Here is a 19,833-nt window from a genome sequence, read left to right as displayed (position 1 = left end):
TTAACGAATAATGAACATTTTACCAAACAATCCTGAATGCAAAAAGGGGGTGCCCCTATGGGACAGAGAGACAGGCTTATTGTCCTAGTTAATTTCTAATAATTTCATAGAGAAACCCCTAACCTAAAATTGGGACAAGGTGCCCCATGTCCCTGTTCAACCATACTTTTACAAAATCCACCAATTTCTAATGGTGTCAGGCACCATTTGTGAAAAAATACCATTTTTATAGAGGGGATTGTAGTTATTTAGGGGAATATATTTGTTAAAAAATACCTCTTCCTATAGTAACATGGTTCTTGTTGGTAGTTTTATTAAAGGGGGATGTATTGGATGAAGTTAAAGGCAATTGGGAGTTTAGTAGTATTAATGATCATTTTGCTCATCGGTAATTCAGGGGTTAAGGCGGAAACAACATCCGAATCACTAAAAAGTCTTTTTAACAAGGAGGTAACTAGCGCTGAAAAGGCAGATTTCACTTTTGCACAGAAACAGAAAATCCGCGACTTAAATAAAGTACTAACTAACGGAAAGAAATGGTCTGCATCTGCATCAGATTCTGCTAATCGTAATTCAGCGGCATCAGCAATGGATGATTATCCAACTATTTACGAAGTCGAGCCGAATGACTTCATTTATCAAGCGAATCCATTAAAATTAGATGAAATAGCTCTGGGCACATTAGATTACTATGATATTGATACATACAAAATTAATGTGACAAAATCCGGACCATTGGCCGTCCTTGGTCTTATGGATGATTATGCTTTATCTGAAATTGGATTTTTACTATTTGATAAAAATGATACCCTTGTCAACATGGATGATATCTATCAAGAAGGGAAACTATTAGTAGAGCTTTATAATATCAAACCAGGAACTTATTACATCAAAGCATTCAACTTAAATGACTATTACGGCGACACATACGCACTAATGGCCACGATGAATCTTGATAATGAAGATACCACTCCGCCAGCGGCACCACAGGTTGATCGCGTGAATGATAAGGACAATATCTTAACAGGAACGGCAGAAGCTGGTTCTATAATTGAGGTAACTGTAAACGGATCTGTAGTTGGTACAGGTATTACCGGTGCAAATGGGAAATTTAGCGTTTCTATACCTGTTTATCCAGCAGGAACAGTATTAAACGTAACGGCAACAGATAAAGCAGGAAATAAGAGTAAGGCAACAAAGATTACAGTTGCAAGTTCAAATTTTACCGGCTGGGTGGTTGAAAATGGTAAACGTTATTATTACACCAATGGAGTAAAAAATACCGGCTGGTTTTACCAAAACGGAAAATACTATTTCCTTGATAAAACTAGCGGCGCTATGGTAACGGGTTGGCTGTTCACTGAAAACAAATGGTTTTTCCTCGATAAACAGTCTGGAGAAAGGAAAGCAGGCTGGATTTTGGATGGCGGCAAATGGTACTATCTTGATACGAATGGTGTAATGAAAACAGGCTGGGTCAAAGACAAAGGTACTTGGTATTACCTAAATAGCAATGGCTCGATGAAAACTGGCTGGCTGAAATCTGGTAAAGATTGGTATTACCTTAGCAGCAGTGGGGCCATGAAGACTGGGTGGCTTCGTTTGGGTAAAGATTGGTATTTCCTCAGCAGCACTGGAGCCATGAAGACCGGCTGGGTCAAAGATGGAGCAAAATGGTATTATCTATACGGCAACGGTAAAATGGCTTACAGTACAAAAATTGGCACGTACCGCTTAGGTGCCAATGGTGCTTGGATTAAGTAAACGGCATTAAGAGGAGGAGCGAGGTCATCTTGAAATGATTTCGCTCCGCTTTTTTTGTTTATTTTCATTTTTTTCGTTACATATAACTTATAGTGCGGTTTCGGTTTCATCTAAAGTTCCTACTGCCAAGTCTGTTGTGGATTTTCACCACCAAGTTATAGCCCATGCCAGGCGCACCATAAAAACCTTAAGAGAAATTTTCTCTTAAGGCTATTATGGTAATCAAATATTGATCTACATTTCTTCGGAGCAGCAATCAATACTTTACCTTAAATAGATGAAAGTATTACCAAACTACTATGTCATCCCCCCTCATAAACATGGCTGCCTCATGACCTTTATAATCTTGTTCAAGTAAAGAAATCTCCATTGTTGTATTCTTTTCAAAAATCAACTTGATTGCTTCCTTTTCAAGCAATAAGACTTTTTCTACTTTTTGGTTTATTAGTGAACACAATTCATCTCTGTACCCCTTTGTAACAATACTGTAAGAGACATTATTTTTATAGACTGTTGGTAATTTATATGCGGTTAAAATGGCTGTATCGTTAATCCCTTCAAAAATTATCTGGATATAATCTCTGATGAAAATAACCGATGTCATTTCTACGCCCTCAATCCAACTGATACCAAATCTATCAACAGATGACATAATTTACCCTCATTTATCTTTAATTTATTTTAATGGAATATACTACCATGAGTCTGCTTTTCCATTTGCTGTTCTTGCTGTTAAAGGATTAACTGCTTGACCTGACTTGTTCACTTGCTGAGTAAATATAGTGACGTAGCACGTTCCCTTTATCATCTGTTTCATATAAGACATTGATGCTGCTGCCGTCGTAAATATAGCGAATGATGGATGTTGTTCCATCACTTTTTTGATCTTCTTTTCGATGCAGCTGCCTGCATCATCGTATCTATATTCTGTAAGTAAAGACTTTTTTCCTTTTTCTGTTTCAGAAATTAATTGGTAAGCTGCATCCCATTGATATGTGTATTTGCCGTCTGTTTACCCTTGATAATAAAAAAAGGAAAGAACGCTAGGTTCTCTCCTTACTTCTTATATTTTCCGCACTAACCACTTCTTCGCCTCCTCGACTCGAATAGGCATTTTGTCTTTTTCGCCCTTCCATATTGCCGTCATTAATTCGACGATTGGCGGCAGCGTTAGGTTTGCCTGTTTCATGATATCAGGGCGGCCAAAAAGTTCTCTTGGTTGAAATGTCCCGAGGCACTGACCTTGGTGGATGACAATGACATCCTCTGCCCATTCGGCGACAAACTGCATATCATGGGTGGTGACAATCACGGTTTTGCCTTGCTCCTGCAGCAACTGTAATATCGATGCCATCCGTTCTTTTCCATAGGGATCAAGAAAGGCCATTGGTTCATCCAAAATAAATACGTCCGTCTCCATCGCCAGCACCCCGGCAATGGTGACATGCTTTTTTTGTCCGTAGCTAAGTTCTGATGGGTTTTCCATCAGTAAGTGTTCAATTCCTAAAATCTTGGTATATTTCCCCACTCTTTCCTGAACATCTGAAGCGGAAATTTCCATCTGAACCGGTCCAAACGCAATGTCATCGGACACCGTCAATGAAATGATTTGGTCGTCAGGGTCTTGAAAAGCGATACCGACATGCTTATATAATTCTTTCCGTAACTTCTTATCAAGCTTTTGGCCACGGAAGAAGATGTCCCCCTGCTGCTGGGCAAACAGCCCATTTAAATGAAACAAAATTGTCGACTTTCCAGCACCGTTTGCGCCAACAATGGCTGTTTTCCGGCCTTCGCGAATTGAAAAAGTGATGTCGCGTAAGATTGGCTTGTCCTTCGTATAGCCATACGACACCTCGTTAAATCGAAATATATCCACTATCGCAAACCTCCTACAAAAAACATACAAAGAACGCAGCCAGCCCACAGTGCACAATGCAGCCACTCGTACTTAGGGACAAGTTCTGTCCTAATTGATTTAAAACGTTCACCTTTGTAGCCCTTACTTAACATCCCCAAATAAATCCGCTCCGAGCGTTGATAGGAACGGAGCAGCAGACTTCCCAACAGCCCGCCTAATATCCTGTATTTCTTTAGCTGAAACCAATTGCCTGTATAAAACCCCCTGCTCCGGAGACTTAACAGCATTTGCCGCACTTCCCCGCGAAACACATCCATAAATCGCAGGGTAAACATGAGTAGCTCAATAAAAATCGACGGAAGCCGAAGTTCAGCCAATGCTTGTAAAAAGGCAACAATCCCTAGACGGTAAAACAGGAAGCTGAGCACCATGGCAACAAACAGTAAGCGCCCGCTATATTGAAGTGCTTTTATCCAGCCATGACTCCCTTCATAAAACGGAAAGAAGAGAAACGTAAACAGCATAAAGAAGGCGATCGGCTTTAGCTGTTTAACAAACGCACGAAACGGAATTCGATAAATAAACAATAGCAGGAGACCGATGACGAGATTTCCGCCAATCATCACAAGATTCTTTGGTAGAACACCAAGAATAATCAAGATAAGAGCCATCACCACTTTGACTCTTGGCTTTGGGACCGTAATCATCTGCGTTTCCCAGCCATTTTTCCAAGCAAAAGAAAGAGCACAAACGTAATCGCTACGCCCAGGATGCCGGAAAGACTAGTTGATAGCCATGAATGGACGCCTGGAATCGCATAGTCAGGGAGTGGTGAATGCAAATAGGTTGTGGCTCTGTCAATAAACCCCAATTGTTCTCCTGCCTTTTCGTAGCCATCTGGATGATTCGACGCAAGTAATGAAACTGCACCGGCAATAAATAACGATACCGCTATCCAAAAAACTAACCGCTTCTTCATCGTAACCTCTCCTCCCTGCCGCCAAGAAAAAAGGATGAGCGGCGGGCAAACGGAACAACTGCAACTGTTATCACGCCCTCACCAATCCCAATAATCGCATGCCAAAGAATAAGAGTTTGTAAGGCCAATTGATAGGAAACAACCTGTGACGCCCCGAGCTGAAGCGCAGCAAATCCAGCCGTGACAACTACAGAGACCCAGCCGGCGATAAATATCATTACCGAAACCGGTACCTTTGTTTTCTGTAAAAGTTTATACACTACTGTTGCGGCCAGCGGTGCAAGGATAGCCATATTGAGAATATTGACGCCAAGCACACTGATGCCGCCATCCTGGAAGACCACTGCTTGGATGGTGACGACGGTTGTCATAATGAGCGTCGTCGGCCAAAACCCAAATAAATAGGCAGCCAGCGCTCCGCCAATCAAATGCCCGGATGCCGCCGCTCCTAATAGTGGAAAATTCACCATTTGCGCCGCAAAGATAAATGCTGCCATCACGCCCATTATCGGCACAGCTGTCTGCTCCAGGTTCCTTTTCGATTCTTGAACACTTTTGGCAAGGACGACAACCGATACGGCAGCACCTGCCGCTAAAATAGCGGGACTTAATATTCCATCAGGAATGTGCATAATGATTCTCCTTTTCACTTTTTCTATTAAAATATTTGTGATATCGTTACGTTATAGGGAAGGAGGCGAACTATCTTGAATTCAAAGAAATTAAGCCGGTTTGGCGTATCCATGGAAGAAAGTTTACTCGAAAGCTTCGACCAACTAATTGAAGAAAAAGGCTATAAAACCCGCTCGGAAGCGGTCCGGGATTTAGTCCGTGAAAAATTAGTCAAACATCAATGGGAACAAGATGATCATGAGGTTGCAGGCTGTCTCCTGATTTTTTATGATCACCATCAGCGCCATCTAATGGCAGAATTAACAACGATTCAGCATGACTACCATGATTCGATTTTGGCAACGACTCATTTTCACCTTGATCATCATAACTGCCTTGAAATGATAGTCGTTCGCGGGAATGCCCTAAATATTCGTAGTTTACGAGATAAATTGCTTAGTTTAAAAGGGGTAAAGTATGGCCAACTGTCCGTTTCCCCTGTATCCGAACCATAATCGTGTTACTTTTCAATATAATCGTAACACCAATATATGCCAGTGAATTGGACTATATGTGTCTTTTTTAGTTTAATTAAGGGTAAAAAAGCCGTTTTTTATAGTGGAACGAAAGAATCTCCTCAAGAAATGGCTCGAATCCTTTCAACGATAACAGTAATTGCCCCCTTTACAAAATATAAGAAATAACAAAACAATTTTTTTACTTTTTGTCCAATGACAGCCCAATTTGTAGAAAATATAATAATATAGGCAGGGATGGGAGGTTGGTGCCACAATTAAATAAAAGCGCTTACAATTAAGGGTATCGGGGTATTAGGGATTTTAATTTCCGAATATTCAATCTTCCGTGAAATTGGCAGCTCGAAAGTTATCATGAGAATCCTCTGTCAAACTTGTTTTAAATGGTTTTGTTTTGTAGCTTTTGAGGGCCAAAAAAGGAGGAATTTTATTGAAAACGCAGATTGAGCAAAACGGCATTGTCATTTTAACAAAGGAAGCTTCGGACAGCCTGGAGGGAAGTGGGTTATGGAATGACGATCTCCGCCCAACGACCATTAGGGAGCATTCGTGGAAAGGTCTGAACTTTGCGACGCTATGGATTGGAATGTGTTTATGTATTCCAGCTTATACAATGGCCAGCGGATTGATTTCTTTAGGAATGAACTGGTGGCAGGCGATTGCAACCATCTTTGTTGGTAACGTAATTGTTCTTATTCCTATTTTATTGAATTCTCATGCTGGGACAAAATTCGGGATTCCGTACCCAGTTTTTGCCCGCCTTTGGTTTGGCTCAAAGGGAGCACATATTCCTGCTATGGCAAGAGCCATTGTTGCTGCCGGCTGGTTTGGTATTAATACCTGGATTGGAACCGGCGCTATCGATACCTTATTATCAGCTTCCTTCTCTTTCTGGAACTTTTCCGGACATACAGTCATTGTCTTTGCTCTTTTTTGGACCTTAAATGTAGCAGTTGCATATAAGGGTCCGCAGGCTATGAAATATTTAAGTTTGATTGCAACTCCTGTTGTTGGGATCTCAGCGATTATTCTCCTTATATGGGCACTCACCAATTCCGGCGGCTGGGGGCCGATTTTATCGACTCCATCTAAATTTCAGACAACCAGTGAATTTTTAAAAGTGTTTTTCCCTGCCGTAACCGGGGTAATTGCCTTCTGGGCCACACTTGCTTTAAACATTCCTGACTTTTGCCGTTACGCAAAAAGCCAAAAGTCGCAAATGATTGCACAAAGCTTTTCACTCCCACTTACCATGACGATTTTCTCCTTTATTGGAATTGCTGTAACTTCTGCTACTGTGGTCATATTTGGACAGGCGCTTTGGGATCCGGTTGCGCTTCTGGCAAAGTTCCCGCCATTTATCATCTTTTTAGGTACAATCGTGATCGTTATTTCATCTTTAACTATCAATGTTGGAGCAAATGTTGTTGCGCCAGCACGTGCAATCGAAAATTTGAATCCAAGACGAATTACATTTGGACTCGGAGCCCTTATTACAGGTCTATTTGCCATCCTCATGCAGCCGTGGTATATCATGGAGAACTTTGGTAATTACATTTTTGGCTGGCTTGGAACATACGGTGCCTTACTTGGGCCAATCGATGGAATTGCCATAGCTGATTACTGGCTTGTTCGTAAACGGCAAATGGCTCTTCATGAGCTGTATGATGTAAACGGCCGTTACAGTTATACGGGCGGTTTTAATAAAAATGGAGTTTATGCGCTCATCATCGGAGTAGCCGTCCCGGCTCTTGGTCTCATCATTCCGGGCCTTCATTTCTTATGGGATAATGCATGGACGTTTGGATTATTTGTTGCGATTATTGTCTATACCTATTTAATGAAGGGCGATCAGAGCGTTCTCCGAAAAGGTGAGTATGAAAAAATTACAAGCTACAAAAACTCAGTTTCAGGGAATCTTGCAGATACATTGGATGGAAGCAGTCCAAATGTTGATTTATATTAAACCTAAAATCTGCTAGGATTGAGAAAGAAGGAAAAAATGAGTGCCAAATTCATCTAAAATTTGGCACTCATTTTTTATAGCTAACGGAACCCGTTAATCGATGAAACTCTTCAAATGCATGTATGTTATTTGTTCACTGCGTTATCCTTTAGAGCACTCCAGAACCCAACCAGGATGGATGCGATCAACACAAGAAATGGCGCATAAAAGATCAGGAATTTTTCCAACACCGTTAGTCTCCCCCCTCCTAGGCATGATCATTTCGATCACCTTGTACATAGGCTTTGTTAAACAAGAACAGCCTGAGCAACAGATACAGTGACGGCAAAAGCAAGCAAAGTCCGGCGATAAACGCAATGACGAGCGCCGTAGCCATCGCTTTATTCGTGAAGCTGTCATAAATCGTCAAATACGGATACATTAAATATGGGTAATGAGAAATTCCATATGCCAAAAAGGCTGACGTAAATTGCCCAATCAACAGCCAAAAGGCGAAACCGTAGGCAAGCCGCTTCCAAAGTAAAAACACCGTTCCCGCAAAGAAAATCACCGACAGTGCAAACAGCCACCAGACATCGACTAAGCGTTGATAATGTTCCGGATTATGTCCCTTCATTTCCACAATGATGCCGGCGGCCGTGATGATTGCCGGTACCGCCCAAACGAGTGCATATTTCCTTAGCAGGCTGACTGCAGCCCGGTCTTTCGCCTTTTGCGCATACCACGTTAAAAACACGGCGGAAATATATAAGACGGATGTCAAACTTAGAACGACAATACTCCATGATAATGGGCTCGTAAACAGCGTCCAATAATCGAGGACAGGTCCCGAATCCATCATGGTGACAAAGCCGCCCTCAGAAATCGTCAAAACAATCGATAAGGAAGCCGGGATAAATAATCCTGTCAATCCGTACAAAATCGTGTAACGTTTATGCTTCAGCCCACCGTATATGGTAAACGCATAATAGGCGCCGCGGATGGCCAGCAAAATGATGGCGATGCTCGCGGGGACAAGCAAGGTTGAGCCATAATAATAGGCTGTTTTCGGAAAAAAACCGACAATCCCGACAAAGAAAAACACTAGAAATACATTCGTCACTTCCCAGACCGGTGATAAATAACGCTGAATCACCTTCGTCAAAATATGCTCTTTACCAGTCACTGTACTGAAGGCGTTAAAGAATCCAGCCCCGAAATCAATCGATGCGACGATAATATATCCGAAAAGAAACACACCCAATACCGTAATACCGAGAACCTCCAGCGTCATTTCGCAACACCCGCTTTCTCTCCGGCCCGGTCAGCCAATTCCTGTTCCACCGGATTCCGGCGGAACATCCGCCATAATATGAAAACACTGCCAATCCCAAGGATGAGATAAAGACCAGCAAACAGCCAGAGCATCGTATCGACATGGCCGCTTGCGGTGGCTGCATCCTTTGTCCGCATAATCCCGCGCAATACCCATGGCTGACGCCCGACTTCATCGAGCCACCAGCCCGCTTCAATCGCGATAATTGATAAAGGGCCGCCGAGCACCATCAGCCATCTAAACCATTTTGAAAAAATAAACTGCCATTGACGCCATGTTCCAACAACATACACAAACGATAGGAGAACCATCCACATTCCGATTGTCACCATTAAATCGAACATATAATGAATATAGAGCGGCGGCGTGTCGGCCTCGTTAAATTGGTCTAACCCAATCACTTCAGCATTTGGATTGCTATGGGAAAGGATGCTGAGACCAAAAGGAATTTTCAGGGCATATTTCACTTCACCGTCTGCAAGGACACCGTACAATATCAGCGGCGCCCCCTTTTCTGTTTCAAGATGCCACTCCGCTGCTGCTAATTTTTCCGGCTGATATTTCGCTAAATACTTGCCAGAAAAATCGCCGAGGACCACGGTGGCAATCGAAAAAATCAGCCCGAGCTTCATTGTTAAAAACAGTGCCTTCTTGTGATACACATGATTAGAGCCCTTCAACAGCCGATAAGCGCCGATCGAAGCGAGAACAAACGCCGATGTCATATAGGCTGTGACCACAACGTGGGCCACCTTAGACGGCATCGCCGGGTTAAACATCGCGAGCAGCGGACTTACATTCACCAGCTGCCCGTTAACCAAGTCAAAGCCTCGCGGTGCGTTCATGAACGCATTCACAATTGTGATGAACACGGCAGAAAACGAGGCACCCAGCGCAACCGGAATTAAGAGCAGCAAATGCTTTTTCTGATTCTCAAATCGATCCCAAGTATATAAGTAGATGCCAAGAAATATCGCTTCAAAAAAGAAGGCGAACGTTTCCATAAATAACGGCAGGGCAATTGTATTTCCTGCCAGTTCCATGAAATTTGGCCATAGAAGCGAGAGCTGCAGACCAATTGCGGTCCCGGTTACCACCCCGACTGCCACGGTAATGACAAAGCCCCGCGTCCACCTGCGTGCTAGTAAAATATAATGTTCGTCATTTTTCTTAATCCCAACCCATTGGGCAATCATAATCATCAGCGGGATGCCCACGCCAATGGTTGCGTAAATAATATGGAAGGATAAGGTTAATTCTGTTAAGACACGGCTAAAAAATAGTGCATCTTCATTTCCCATTACACGGTCCGACCACCTTTCTTACATTTTGGAAGGCATCATTCAATCTGCCACCCATTTTCACTCAAAAAATCCTGCCAATAATTGATAAGCCGATTATAAAAGCCACAATAAAGGCCAGCCAGATTAACATTCGTTCTTGTTTTTTATAAATAAGACAGTCCTCCCTTTTTATGCTCAGTGTATCACAAACTTTTAAATGCTTCATATTTATCATTACCCATTTATTTCACAATATATTTAACCGCATAGGAAGCGAGCTGTACTCTGTTTTCCAGACTAAGTTTTTCGAGGAGATTTTTGATGTGGTTTTTTACCGTATTCTCGGCAATAAACAGGTTTTCGGCGATTTGCTTATTGGTCAGCCCTTCCGAAACTAAGAGGAGAATTTCTTTTTCTCTCGGGGTCAATGAACTAATCGCCGGGGTATTCTGCAAATCACGTTCGCGAAATTGATAGAGCAGTTTCCCGGCCAAATCCCTTGTTGTCGCATTCGAACCGTCGACAATCGAACGAAGATATTGGAGCCAATCATCGGGATCCATATTTTTTAATAAATAGCCCTGGGCGCCGTACTGAATGCTGGTAAATAAATCGCCGACATTGTCAGAGACACTTAAAATAATTACTTTGATAAACGGATATTTTTCTTTAATAATTTTCGTTGCTGCTAAACCATCCATAACCGGCATTTCAATATCGATTAATAATATATCAGGAAGATGCTCTTCACATAACTCAATGGCTTCCTTGCCATTTTTTGCTTGAGCGACAATGGTAAACAGCGGTTCTTCTTCAAGAATTGCGATAATTGCCTGCCTTGCGTGGGGATGATCGTCTGCGATCAAAACTCGATATGGAACCATCATTTGTCGCTCCCTTTTACAATTATTTTCGTTCCGTGATTTTGCTCAGAGGTGATGTGAAGTACCGCATTAATTTTTTCAACACGCTCTTTTAACATAACGAGACCGTATTGATTCGGATTTCGTTCGTCTTGCGCAAACCCGTTGCCATCATCTTCAATTTTCATTTCCCATCCATCGGAAGCAATTTGGAAAAGCAAAACAGCAGATTTAGCCCCTGAATGTTTCCTAATGTTCGTAAATGCCTCCTGGATGATTCCGAAAAGCTGCACTTCTTCCGAAGGGGTAAAGTAACCTTCCGTTAACTGAATACGGACCTTTGCTTCAATCCCAGAAACCGTACTCCATTCATTCAGCCAATTCTCGACGCGATTCGGAAATGATATCATCTCTAACGGGTTCACCCGCAAATTATAAATCGCCTGCCTGACATTGGCTTCGATGGAATTGACGAGGCCGCTCGCCTCATTAATCTTCCCCTTTTTTAAGTTTACCTTTAGTAAAAATAAAGTTTGGGCAATATTATCGTGTAACTCTTTTGCCAGCCGTTCTCTTTCTTCATAAACGGCACGCATTTCCCGCTCGGTTGTAAGGCGATGATTTTTATCCTCGATCATCTTAAACATCCAAGTGGAAAACACATAGGAAACGGCTAATGTTATGAGGATAATCAAATAATTCCCTGTCTCCATTGATAAGTCATGCAGTAATACACTATGGCGAATCAGTTCAAAGCTCCCAATAATTAATGGAGGTATTAAAATCGTGATAATTTTTAGTGTACGATAAGACATCCTTATGGCCCCTCTACATGCTGATAACTCCATTAAAGCACACCTGCCCTAATTATTCCTCTTTTTGACGATAGCGGCCAAGCAGGTCCACCATAAATTGTTTCGGATTCAAGTGGTCATTTTGGATTATTTCCGTGATCCTTCCATTTTCCATAAAAATGACCCGGTCGGCGACTTCGGCAGCAACATCCATCATATGGGTTGAAAAAATAACTGTTGTGCCGGTCTGTTTAATTTTTTTCAGCATATCAATGAATTTATCAATCCAATAAGGGTCAAGACCATTTGTCGGTTCGTCAAGAATCAACACGGCAGGATTTGCCAACCAGGCCTGACCGAATAACAGCCTTTGGCGCATTCCTTTTGATAAGTGTTTAATCATCTCATCCTTTTTGGGCGCTAATCCAAGTATGTCGATAACTTCCTTAATTCGTGATGGGGCCACCTTTCGAAACGTTCCATAAAAAGTTAAAAACTCGGTGACAGTCAGCGTTTCCTGAGCAAAGAATTCATCCGGCATAAATCCAATTAACGATACATACTGTTTTCGATTTAGCTTGATATCAACTTGATTGATTAAAACAGTGCCATCGCCTGGTGCGGAAATGCCAGCAATCATCTGCAGCAATGTGCTTTTGCCGGCCCCGTTTCCGCCGCAAAGTACAATGCACTCACCATCATCTCCTGTCAACGAGAGGGGATAAAGTGCTGTTTTCTGTTTGAATACCTTGGAAACATTTTTTATGTCGATCATAGAAATCTCCTTCTTCTTAAGAACAGGATCGCTAGGGAAAACAATACAAATACGTAAGCAATCATGTAACCAAACAGAATGCTCCAGCCGGCACCTGATTGAAATAGATGAACAACCCCATCATACGAGCCGCCAAATACCGCGCCGCTATCCCATTGAATGATTAGAAAAATCCGCAAAAACTCGGCTGGGTTAAGGACCATCGCAAGTTTCATTAACGGATCAATCAGCGGATAAGGAACGAGTCCTAAAATCGCAATCAAAGCGGTGGGCCAAATCATAATCAGGAAGAACCAAATGGCAACTGAGGTCATTAATGCCTTCCACCTTGTTTTCGCTACGGTTCCAATAAATAATCCAAGAATTAAAAATACATAGATTAAGAGGAGCGAAAAGAGATAGATCCCGAGCAGCCATGACAGTGATAGCTGGATACCTGAAAGCATCCCAATTGCCATGCTGATTGCAAAGCTTAAAGTGAACACAGCCGCTTGCGCCGTAATCAGACCGGCAAATTTCCCAAAAAGATAGGCGGGAATACTCACCGGATACGTACAGAGAAGCTGCCACTGGCCGCTTTCCATTTCATTGGTAATCGAAAATGAACCAATAATCAGCATAAACAACGGCAGTAAATAGAGCAGGATATTGACAATCGTTCCCGTGACATTCGTAAAGCTGGAAAGACCGGCATTATTTCGTTCAAGTAAAAACAACAGCGAAAACACGAGTCCCCAAAGGATCAGAAATAAAAAGTAGGAACGCTGCCTCGTCATTGTTTTCCATTCAGAAAGCCATAAGTTTCTCATCGAATGCATCCTTTCAATCAAAAAGACAATCATAAAAGACTGTCTTTTTTGCACATTTTTCATTATTCAGCGATTAATGGCTATCCTCAGAGTGTTCCATATCCATGCCGTCATGTCCGTCATGTCCATCATGCCCGTCATGCATCTTCATTTTTTCTTTCATTTCTTTGACCATTTCCTCGTTCTTTTCCCATGTATGGCTTTGGAGCTTATCATAGGTTAATAGGCTGCCGCCATGTTGGTCAATAAAGCTTTGGGCATCTTTTTTATCTGTAAAAGAGATGACGTTATAGGCCATTGGAGTTTTGATTGGCTTGTCATACACATAGGAAGCCTTTTCTGCTTCAATCCATTTCTTTGAATCATAATCCTTCACATAGGAATTGGCTACTTTCTTGTCGTTATTTTCCTTCAACCATTTATACATGCAGCCGATATCATCAAAGACCATAGATTTTCCGTTTTCAAGCATAATTTCAGTAGCAAATTCGTTATCTTTTACAGCCATATGACAGATTTCACATTTATCGGTTTTTTCATTGATCGCAACTGGGTTAACTTCCTTCTTACTACATCCGGCGATGATGAATATGGCGAGAATCGCCATCAGGAATGGTTTAATTAAATTGTGTTTCATGTTCTTTTCCTCCCAAAATATATTATTAGCAGACTACTGACAATCATTGCCGCACAGATGAACCAGAAAATCGGCTTTTGCTGATTGGATTGTTGCTGTTTGTGTAAAACGTTGTTCATTAAGGGCTCTTTATCGGTTACAAGCAGTTCTTCAGGGCTTTTTAGCATTTTTTGCAGCAGGGTCATCCCCGGGTGTTGAAAAAATAGCTGATATGGCGGTGTTTCTCTTGCTAGATTAAGGAAAAACGGATCGGCACTGTGAGGCAGATTGCTTTTTCCATCACCGTCAGTATCAAGCTTCAAGGCGGCATCCCAATAATTTCGTTGAATTTTATTATCGGTGCCATCCGTTGCTTGAAAATCATTGACATTGCTAATAAAGGTATTGCCCACAATCATATTCTTCTCGATTCGATTCATTTGCGCACCGATGAAATTAGCTGTAATTTCGTTCCCTTTTATTTTATTACCGCTTGAATCTTCGACAAACATCCCGACACGGTTATGGGAAATACGATTGTTATTGATTATTGAATCATGGACATCATAAAGGAGGAGCCCCTGGGCGTTCACATTTTGATTGTTTTCCATGAGCTGATTATCGGCAATAACAGAATAGTTCGTCCCCATCACCATTGCACCGGTAAAATTCCCTGTTGAACGATTGTTCTTCACGGTAATATAGTCAGAAAACATTACATGCAGTCCGTATCTTGAATTGCTGATAGTATTGCCGCTAAAGGTATTATTGTGGCTGCTCTCCAGATAAAATCCATCTTGAACATGATCAATCCGGCAGTCTTCAAAGGTATTATGATTGGATTCCCACAGATCAAAGCCGTTCTTTTTATTCTTCCCTGTGACGGAAATATTTCGGAACGTACTATTGTTAACCTCTTCCAGCTCTAATCCCAAATGGTCATATTCAACCGTAATATCTTCAAGCTGATGTTGTTTCCCACTAATAAAAATCGCCGCTGGGCTCTCCGCCTTTTGGCAGCCAATTATTTTCACTTGCTTGACCATTACTTTCTTTCCCGAAATCGATAGCGCTGGTTCGGACGAACATACTTTCAAAATCGTTCCATTCGTACCCTCTAAGATAATCGGCTTTTTTAATACAAGCGCTTCATCATAAATACCTGCTGCAAGCTTAAAAACAGCGCCATCGGGAAGTGCATCAATTTGTGACTGAAGCGTTCCTTCTGCTGCCCCCTCCTTTCCCCCCAATAAGCTAATCATCACCGCCAAAAATATAAGTTTCACTAACATTTTCATTTGGTCTTTTCCTTCCTCGAAAACACTAGGTTAAGGGCTACATGGCTTAACACCTAATAAAGTAAACGAATTCACAGGTATTTCATATGACTCAGTGGGGCTATTTTTTCATTAATAGTTGACATTTTTGAGGCAAAAGCTGTGTTAAAAGAGAATGTTGATTTCCGTTCCAGGCGCTTCGCTTTCCGCGGGGCGGGCGGTGAGCCTCCTCGGCGCTAAAGCGCCTGCGGGGTCTCACCTGTCCCGCTGCTCCCGCAGGAGTCTCGCGCCTTCCACTCCAATCAACATTGTGCTTTAACACAGCTAAGGCAAAAAAAAAGAAGAGTCATGTAAACTCCTCTTCTTCTCATATTATTAAGCTCCTGCTCTCTGCAGGACTTTTTGCTGGCTGCCAACGGCTGCTTGAATACAGCTTGTCTCTTGGTCGAGAATGACTTTGATGGCATCCACCATTGATTCCGGATGATTGAGCTCAATCCCCTGCTGATAGGCATCGACGGCCTGCTCCCAGCGCTTCATTTTGCCAGCATCCTGCAAAACAGCAAGCAATTGTTTTTCCAATGGCAGTTTCTGTTCAAGTTCAAAGGCAAGCTCTTTGTCCTTTAAGTGGTGTAGATTAATTTCCTCTTGACCGGGAAGCATCGAATGAACAAAGATCGGCAGCCGCTTTTTCAGGGCTTCACTCACAGTAACACCGCCTGGTTTGGTCATAATCGCATCGACCGCTTCATAGATATTGTTCATTTCGGTCCTTGATGAAAGGTAAGGCAATGGCTTGATATGTGCCAAATTCCATGAGCGAACTTCCTCATATAGTTTCCGATTCTTGCCGCAAAGGACTAAATAATCAATCTGGGTGGAGCGTTTTAACTCATCCGCAAGCTTAGCAATTCCGCCCAAACCGCTATTTCCCCCGGCGATTAATATTTGCGGACGCAGGTTGTTTGTTTTATTCCAGACGTCATTCTTGGTAATCCGTTCATGAACAGGAATACCTGTGACAAGCAGCCGCTGTGTTGGAATTTGATATTTTTTGAGCAGGTGTTCTTTTACATACTGACTAGGAAGAAAATGTGCATCGATTCCCTCTCTTCCCCAAATGCTATTAATAAAGAAATCAGTATACACATTAATGACCGGGATATCGCATTTCCCCTTCATTTTTAACTTACTAAGCAAATTGGAAGGGAAGGCATGCGTACAAACGATTAAATCTGGGTTTTCCTCCGCCAGCAATTGCTCCATTTTTTTCATAAACAGCGGCTGATACCATTTAAAGGAATGACCTTTAGCAGGCGGGACGTAAAAAAAGCTTTTATAGGCGAGATTATAGGATTCCGGTGCGTAGCGAATCCATTTTAAATAGCCATTCGTAATCATTTTTTCTAGCGATTTATTGGTATAACTTAATAAGTCAATTTTTTTAAAAATAACATCGTCTGTATGATTTTTTAATAAATCCATGATTGCCTCAGCGACTTGGTGATGCCCTGACTGCATTTGTAACAGTGGTAAAAACAGAATCTTTTTCATATATTTCATCTCCTGTTCTTAAAGAAATCGTTCCTAGAGAAGATGATTTCTCCTTCTCAACTGTATCACTGTTTACTAGAAAAACGTGGTTTTTAATTGATTTTTAATCTTGGTTTCAGTGATTTTTTACATTACAAAAACCCGAAAAATCAGCCTTCGGGTTTTGTTTTATCCTTTGATTCCGTTTTTTTCCTTTTAATATACTTAATAATAACATAGAAGATAAAGATGAGGAGTAAAATGATTCCTAAATAAGGGACATAGGCGGGATTAATATTAAATACCTTGCCCGCAAAATATCCTGCCAAAATAAACGGAATGACCCAGAGAAGTGTGCCCATTAGTGAAAAAAGAAAAAAGCACTGAAAAGGAATGTTGGTAATACCGGCAAAGTATGGGCTTATTTGGCGCAGACCCGGCAGATAAAACCCCAACAAGATCGTTTTACGGGCATTTATTGTATATTTATCGCTTACTTTTTCCATCCGTTCACTCGTAATTCCAACATACTTGCCAAATTTCTTAATGAACGGGGACCCTGCATATTTTCCACAGCTATAAGCCGTTAGCATTCCAGTAAATGCACCAAGGATCGATGAAATCATCGCTAATTCTAATGAGAGCCTGTGATGGACACTCAGGACGCCGATTAAAAACAGCAACGATTCTTCGGGGGCAGGGATGCCGACAATCCCGAAGAATAAAAACAGAAAAATAACGGCGTATCCATAATTTTCAATATAATTTACAATCGTATCAACATTCATAATGGCCTCATATATCTTTTAATGTAATAAACTTTCTTCCCTTATTTTCCTGCAAATAGATTTCCAAGCTCTTAAGCATATAACCGGGCGCTGACTTGTCCGCTCCAAACGTTTCCCCGCAGTCATGAAGCAGTAAAATCGAACCTGGTTTTGTTGCTTGCCGCAATTGCTCCGTTAATCCGTGTTTCCCTTTTGCTTCCTTCCAATCGCCGAAGATATGCGACCAGAGGACGATCTTATATCGTTTACTTACCAGCAGGCTGAAAAGATTAAAATGTCCCCATGGCGGCCGGTAAAACATAACTTTCTCATTCGTGCATTCCATGATGGCCTGCTCCGTCATCCGAAGCTGTTTTTTTAATTGAAAAGGCGAGAGAATCCAGCTTGATATATGTTCATAGTGATGAATGGCAATTGTATGCCCCTCCTCATTCATTCGTTTAATGATTTCGGGGTACTTTTTCACCTTAGCCCCGACCACAAAAAAGCTCGCCTTTACATCGTTCTTTTTTAAAAGATCTAACAACTGCGGTGTGTATTCAGGATTAGGGCCGTCATCAAATGTGATCGCGATTGCGTCAGTTTCCGTTCGTTTACTTATGCCCAAGCTCCCAATACGAATAAGCACTGTTGGCAATATTGCATAAACAAGAATAAGCATTAATAATAAAATGAAACCGATGATTACTAGTTTGATCATTTCCTTTTTGGTAAGAACAACTTAGCTTCTGTTCCTACTCCCTCCGTACTTTTTATTTTTATTTCACCATGATGCTGCTTAATGATGTTTTTGGCAATCGCCAAGCCGAGCCCGGTTCCGCCCGTTTCCCTGCTTCTTGCCTTATCAACACGGTAAAACCGTTCAAAGATATTTTCGAGTTCCCCCTCGGGTACACCAATCCCATAATCTTTAACGGTAATGCTCGTTCCTTTTTCTGTGTCCTCTAAATAAACGTCTATTTTATCCATACTATACTTGATGGCGTTATCGATTAAGATAATAATCGCCTGTTTGAGCTTTACTTCGTCCGCGACCACAGTAATAGAAGCTTCATTAACATGGAGGTCAATCATCCGCTTATAGGCTGCTTGCAGTTGTTTCCCTATATTCTCACATAAAGAAACTAAATTGATTTCTTTGGATTCTAACAGATTGCCCGATTCGGTATCGGCGAGGTCGAGAAACCGTTCTGTCATTTTTTGAATCCTTGTTGCTTCAGAATGGATTGATTCAATCGCATCACGGGCAACCGCTTCATTTTGGATTCCCCTTCTAAGCAGAAGGTCTGCATAGCTTTTAATCACTGTAAGCGGGGTTTTTAATTCATGCGAGGCATCGGAGATAAACTGCCTTTGCTTTTCAAGGTTTGTCTCAAGTCTGCCAATCATGCGATTAAAGGTGACTGCCAATTTCTGCAGTTCGTCCTTAGTTTCAAGCTGAATATCTATTTTCTTCGGAATCCCGCTTTGCTCAATATCCTCCATCGTGTTAATCATATTGGAAATCGGCCTCATAATCAGATTGGAGAGCCACCTGCCACCAAGCAGTGAAAGAACTGCGCCGAGGATGGTACAAAAGGCAAGGATTGACAGTAATAAGTCCTTTCCTAATTCCAAGCCGGCTAATTTCTTCCCAAATTCTAGCGTGCCGACAACCTGTCCATTCTTTTCGATTGGCACCCTGACAATCGCAATTTGTTCTTCTTTATTCTTTAGTTTAATCGTTAACCGGTCTGTTCCTTTTTTAGCGGCAAATTCGGCCTTTATTTTCGCGGCCATCGGCTGATCATTCGTTACTTGATTGACAATTTTTGAATCGGGATTGATCACCCGAATATAGGAATGGTTCGCAAGGTATGGGGTTAATTTCTCCTTCTTGTCGGCAGCGGAGGTCTCCTTGCCCAGCTCCTTGATTAACACGCTTGCCTTTTGCAGCAGTTCATCATCCTCCATATTAACGGTAATTTTCATAAAAGAAAAAAAGACCACTGCGTTGACTGCAATTAGTACACATATTATCCAGGTCGTCGTGATAAGATTGATTTTTGTTGTTATCTTCATT

21 protein-coding genes are annotated in these 19,833 nt (G+C 41.8%); 3 read left to right on the top strand and 18 right to left on the bottom strand.

Annotation, left to right across the window (positions count from 1 at the left end; all coding sequences use genetic code 11):
• Positions 1–333 precede the first annotated feature (333 nt).
• Complete coding sequence (locus AA980_RS25745; protein ID WP_024027062.1) at positions 334–1,764, top strand: Ig-like domain-containing protein; 1,431 nt, start codon at positions 334–336, stop codon at positions 1,762–1,764.
• Between the two features lie 286 nt (positions 1,765–2,050).
• Here AA980_RS25745 and AA980_RS08305 read toward each other — a convergent pair whose 3' ends face one another.
• From AA980_RS08305 to AA980_RS08280, 5 genes are all read right to left on the bottom strand, one after another.
• A complete protein-coding gene (locus AA980_RS08305) occupies positions 2,051–2,416 on the bottom strand; it encodes a hypothetical protein (protein ID WP_024027063.1) in 366 nt (121 codons plus the stop codon).
• Positions 2,417–2,827: 411 nt separating this feature from the next.
• Positions 2,828–3,643 carry an energy-coupling factor ABC transporter ATP-binding protein gene (locus tag AA980_RS08295; RefSeq protein ID WP_024027064.1) on the bottom strand — a complete coding sequence of 272 codons (816 nt, stop codon included), beginning with the start codon at positions 3,641–3,643 and terminating at the stop codon, positions 2,828–2,830.
• Positions 3,643–4,332 (bottom strand): energy-coupling factor transporter transmembrane component T family protein, encoded by a 690-nt coding sequence (locus AA980_RS25740; RefSeq protein ID WP_024027065.1) that lies wholly within the window; start codon positions 4,330–4,332, stop codon positions 3,643–3,645. Before AA980_RS25740 ends, AA980_RS08295 begins: the two co-directional genes overlap by 1 nt.
• Positions 4,329–4,604 carry a PDGLE domain-containing protein gene (locus AA980_RS08285; protein ID WP_024027066.1) on the bottom strand — a complete coding sequence of 92 codons (276 nt, stop codon included), beginning with the start codon at positions 4,602–4,604 and terminating at the stop codon, positions 4,329–4,331. The genes AA980_RS25740 and AA980_RS08285 overlap by 4 nt, the downstream gene beginning before the upstream one ends.
• Positions 4,601–5,236 carry an energy-coupling factor ABC transporter permease gene (locus AA980_RS08280; RefSeq protein WP_024027067.1) on the bottom strand — a complete coding sequence of 212 codons (636 nt, stop codon included), beginning with the start codon at positions 5,234–5,236 and terminating at the stop codon, positions 4,601–4,603. The genes AA980_RS08285 and AA980_RS08280 overlap by 4 nt, the downstream gene beginning before the upstream one ends.
• A gap of 75 nt (positions 5,237–5,311) precedes the next feature.
• On the opposite strand from AA980_RS08280, the gene nikR reads away from it, so the two are divergent.
• The gene (gene nikR, locus AA980_RS08275) at positions 5,312–5,731 is read left to right on the top strand and encodes a nickel-responsive transcriptional regulator NikR (RefSeq protein WP_024027068.1); all 420 of its coding nucleotides are present in this window, start codon (positions 5,312–5,314) and stop codon (positions 5,729–5,731) included.
• A gap of 451 nt (positions 5,732–6,182) precedes the next feature.
• Positions 6,183–7,718 (top strand): NCS1 family nucleobase:cation symporter-1, encoded by a 1,536-nt coding sequence (locus AA980_RS08270; protein ID WP_024027069.1) that lies wholly within the window; start codon positions 6,183–6,185, stop codon positions 7,716–7,718.
• 125 nt (positions 7,719–7,843) lie between these two features.
• On the opposite strand, the gene cydS is transcribed toward AA980_RS08270, so the two are convergent.
• From cydS to AA980_RS08210, 13 genes are all read right to left on the bottom strand, one after another.
• On the bottom strand, positions 7,844–7,945 hold the full coding sequence (gene cydS, locus AA980_RS28235) for a cytochrome bd oxidase small subunit CydS (protein WP_407937457.1): 102 nt from the start codon (positions 7,943–7,945) through the stop codon (positions 7,844–7,846).
• 20 nt (positions 7,946–7,965) lie between these two features.
• Entirely contained in the window at positions 7,966–8,991 is a 1,026-nt protein-coding gene (locus tag AA980_RS08265; RefSeq protein WP_024027070.1) for a cytochrome d ubiquinol oxidase subunit II, read from the bottom strand.
• Positions 8,988–10,334, bottom strand: coding sequence for a cytochrome ubiquinol oxidase subunit I (locus AA980_RS08260; RefSeq protein WP_024027071.1), 1,347 nt, complete (start codon positions 10,332–10,334; stop codon positions 8,988–8,990). Before AA980_RS08260 ends, AA980_RS08265 begins: the two co-directional genes overlap by 4 nt.
• Before the next feature lie 224 nt (positions 10,335–10,558).
• Positions 10,559–11,200, bottom strand: a complete 642-nt coding sequence (locus tag AA980_RS08255; RefSeq protein WP_024027072.1) for a response regulator — start codon at positions 11,198–11,200, stop codon at positions 10,559–10,561.
• Positions 11,200–11,994 (bottom strand): sensor histidine kinase, encoded by a 795-nt coding sequence (locus AA980_RS08250; RefSeq protein WP_024027073.1) that lies wholly within the window; start codon positions 11,992–11,994, stop codon positions 11,200–11,202. The genes AA980_RS08255 and AA980_RS08250 overlap by 1 nt, the downstream gene beginning before the upstream one ends.
• Before the next feature lie 52 nt (positions 11,995–12,046).
• Positions 12,047–12,754 (bottom strand): ABC transporter ATP-binding protein, encoded by a 708-nt coding sequence (locus tag AA980_RS08245; RefSeq protein ID WP_034723304.1) that lies wholly within the window; start codon positions 12,752–12,754, stop codon positions 12,047–12,049.
• Entirely contained in the window at positions 12,745–13,557 is an 813-nt protein-coding gene (locus AA980_RS08240; RefSeq protein WP_024027075.1) for an ABC transporter permease, read from the bottom strand. Before AA980_RS08240 ends, AA980_RS08245 begins: the two co-directional genes overlap by 10 nt.
• Positions 13,558–13,630: 73 nt before the next feature.
• Positions 13,631–14,194: a nitrous oxide reductase accessory protein NosL gene (locus AA980_RS08235; protein ID WP_024027076.1), complete on the bottom strand. Its 564-nt coding sequence runs from the start codon at positions 14,192–14,194 to the stop codon at positions 13,631–13,633.
• Positions 14,191–15,471, bottom strand: coding sequence for a right-handed parallel beta-helix repeat-containing protein (locus AA980_RS08230; RefSeq protein ID WP_024027077.1), 1,281 nt, complete (start codon positions 15,469–15,471; stop codon positions 14,191–14,193). The genes AA980_RS08235 and AA980_RS08230 overlap by 4 nt, the downstream gene beginning before the upstream one ends.
• Positions 15,472–15,825: 354 nt before the next feature.
• Positions 15,826–17,004: an MGDG synthase family glycosyltransferase gene (locus AA980_RS08225; protein ID WP_024031181.1), complete on the bottom strand. Its 1,179-nt coding sequence runs from the start codon at positions 17,002–17,004 to the stop codon at positions 15,826–15,828.
• A 149-nt stretch (positions 17,005–17,153) separates the two neighbouring features.
• Complete coding sequence (locus AA980_RS08220; RefSeq protein ID WP_024031182.1) at positions 17,154–17,771, bottom strand: DedA family protein; 618 nt, start codon at positions 17,769–17,771, stop codon at positions 17,154–17,156.
• A 7-nt stretch (positions 17,772–17,778) separates the two neighbouring features.
• A complete protein-coding gene (locus AA980_RS08215) occupies positions 17,779–18,471 on the bottom strand; it encodes a polysaccharide deacetylase family protein (protein WP_024031183.1) in 693 nt (230 codons plus the stop codon).
• Complete coding sequence (locus tag AA980_RS08210; protein WP_024031184.1) at positions 18,468–19,832, bottom strand: sensor histidine kinase; 1,365 nt, start codon at positions 19,830–19,832, stop codon at positions 18,468–18,470. The genes AA980_RS08215 and AA980_RS08210 overlap by 4 nt, the downstream gene beginning before the upstream one ends.
• Position 19,833: the final 1 nt, after the last annotated feature.

It is taken from the genome of Neobacillus vireti, assembly GCF_001026695.1.
GTDB classification, from domain to species: domain Bacteria; phylum Bacillota; class Bacilli; order Bacillales; family Cytobacillaceae; genus Neobacillus; species Neobacillus vireti.
Note: the sequence above shows the minus strand (reverse complement) of the source record. Positions and strands in the feature narration are given on the sequence as shown.

Bases quoted from the DNA above. Each gene is read 5' to 3' on its own strand.
- AA980_RS08250 (WP_024027073.1), bottom strand. From the start codon at position 11,994: ATGTCTTATCGTACACTAAAAATTATCACGATTTTAATACCTCCATTA.
- AA980_RS25745 (WP_024027062.1), top strand. From the start codon at position 334: ATGAAGTTAAAGGCAATTGGGAGTTTAGTAGTATTAATGATCATTTTG.
- AA980_RS08265 (WP_024027070.1), bottom strand. From the start codon at position 8,991: ATGACGCTGGAGGTTCTCGGTATTACGGTATTGGGTGTGTTTCTTTTC.
- AA980_RS08220 (WP_024031182.1), bottom strand. From the start codon at position 17,771: ATGAATGTTGATACGATTGTAAATTATATTGAAAATTATGGATACGCC.
- AA980_RS08255 (WP_024027072.1), bottom strand. From the start codon at position 11,200: ATGGTTCCATATCGAGTTTTGATCGCAGACGATCATCCCCACGCAAGG.
- AA980_RS08210 (WP_024031184.1), bottom strand. From the start codon at position 19,832: ATGAAGATAACAACAAAAATCAATCTTATCACGACGACCTGGATAATA.
- AA980_RS08240 (WP_024027075.1), bottom strand. From the start codon at position 13,557: ATGAGAAACTTATGGCTTTCTGAATGGAAAACAATGACGAGGCAGCGT.
- AA980_RS08215 (WP_024031183.1), bottom strand. From the start codon at position 18,471: ATGATCAAACTAGTAATCATCGGTTTCATTTTATTATTAATGCTTATT.
- AA980_RS08230 (WP_024027077.1), bottom strand. From the start codon at position 15,471: ATGAAAATGTTAGTGAAACTTATATTTTTGGCGGTGATGATTAGCTTA.
- AA980_RS08260 (WP_024027071.1), bottom strand. From the start codon at position 10,334: ATGGGAAATGAAGATGCACTATTTTTTAGCCGTGTCTTAACAGAATTA.
- AA980_RS08225 (WP_024031181.1), bottom strand. From the start codon at position 17,004: ATGAAAAAGATTCTGTTTTTACCACTGTTACAAATGCAGTCAGGGCAT.
- AA980_RS08285 (WP_024027066.1), bottom strand. From the start codon at position 4,604: ATGAAGAAGCGGTTAGTTTTTTGGATAGCGGTATCGTTATTTATTGCC.
- AA980_RS08235 (WP_024027076.1), bottom strand. From the start codon at position 14,194: ATGAAACACAATTTAATTAAACCATTCCTGATGGCGATTCTCGCCATA.
- AA980_RS08280 (WP_024027067.1), bottom strand. From the start codon at position 5,236: ATGCACATTCCTGATGGAATATTAAGTCCCGCTATTTTAGCGGCAGGT.
- AA980_RS08305 (WP_024027063.1), bottom strand. From the start codon at position 2,416: ATGTCATCTGTTGATAGATTTGGTATCAGTTGGATTGAGGGCGTAGAA.
- AA980_RS25740 (WP_024027065.1), bottom strand. From the start codon at position 4,332: ATGATTACGGTCCCAAAGCCAAGAGTCAAAGTGGTGATGGCTCTTATC.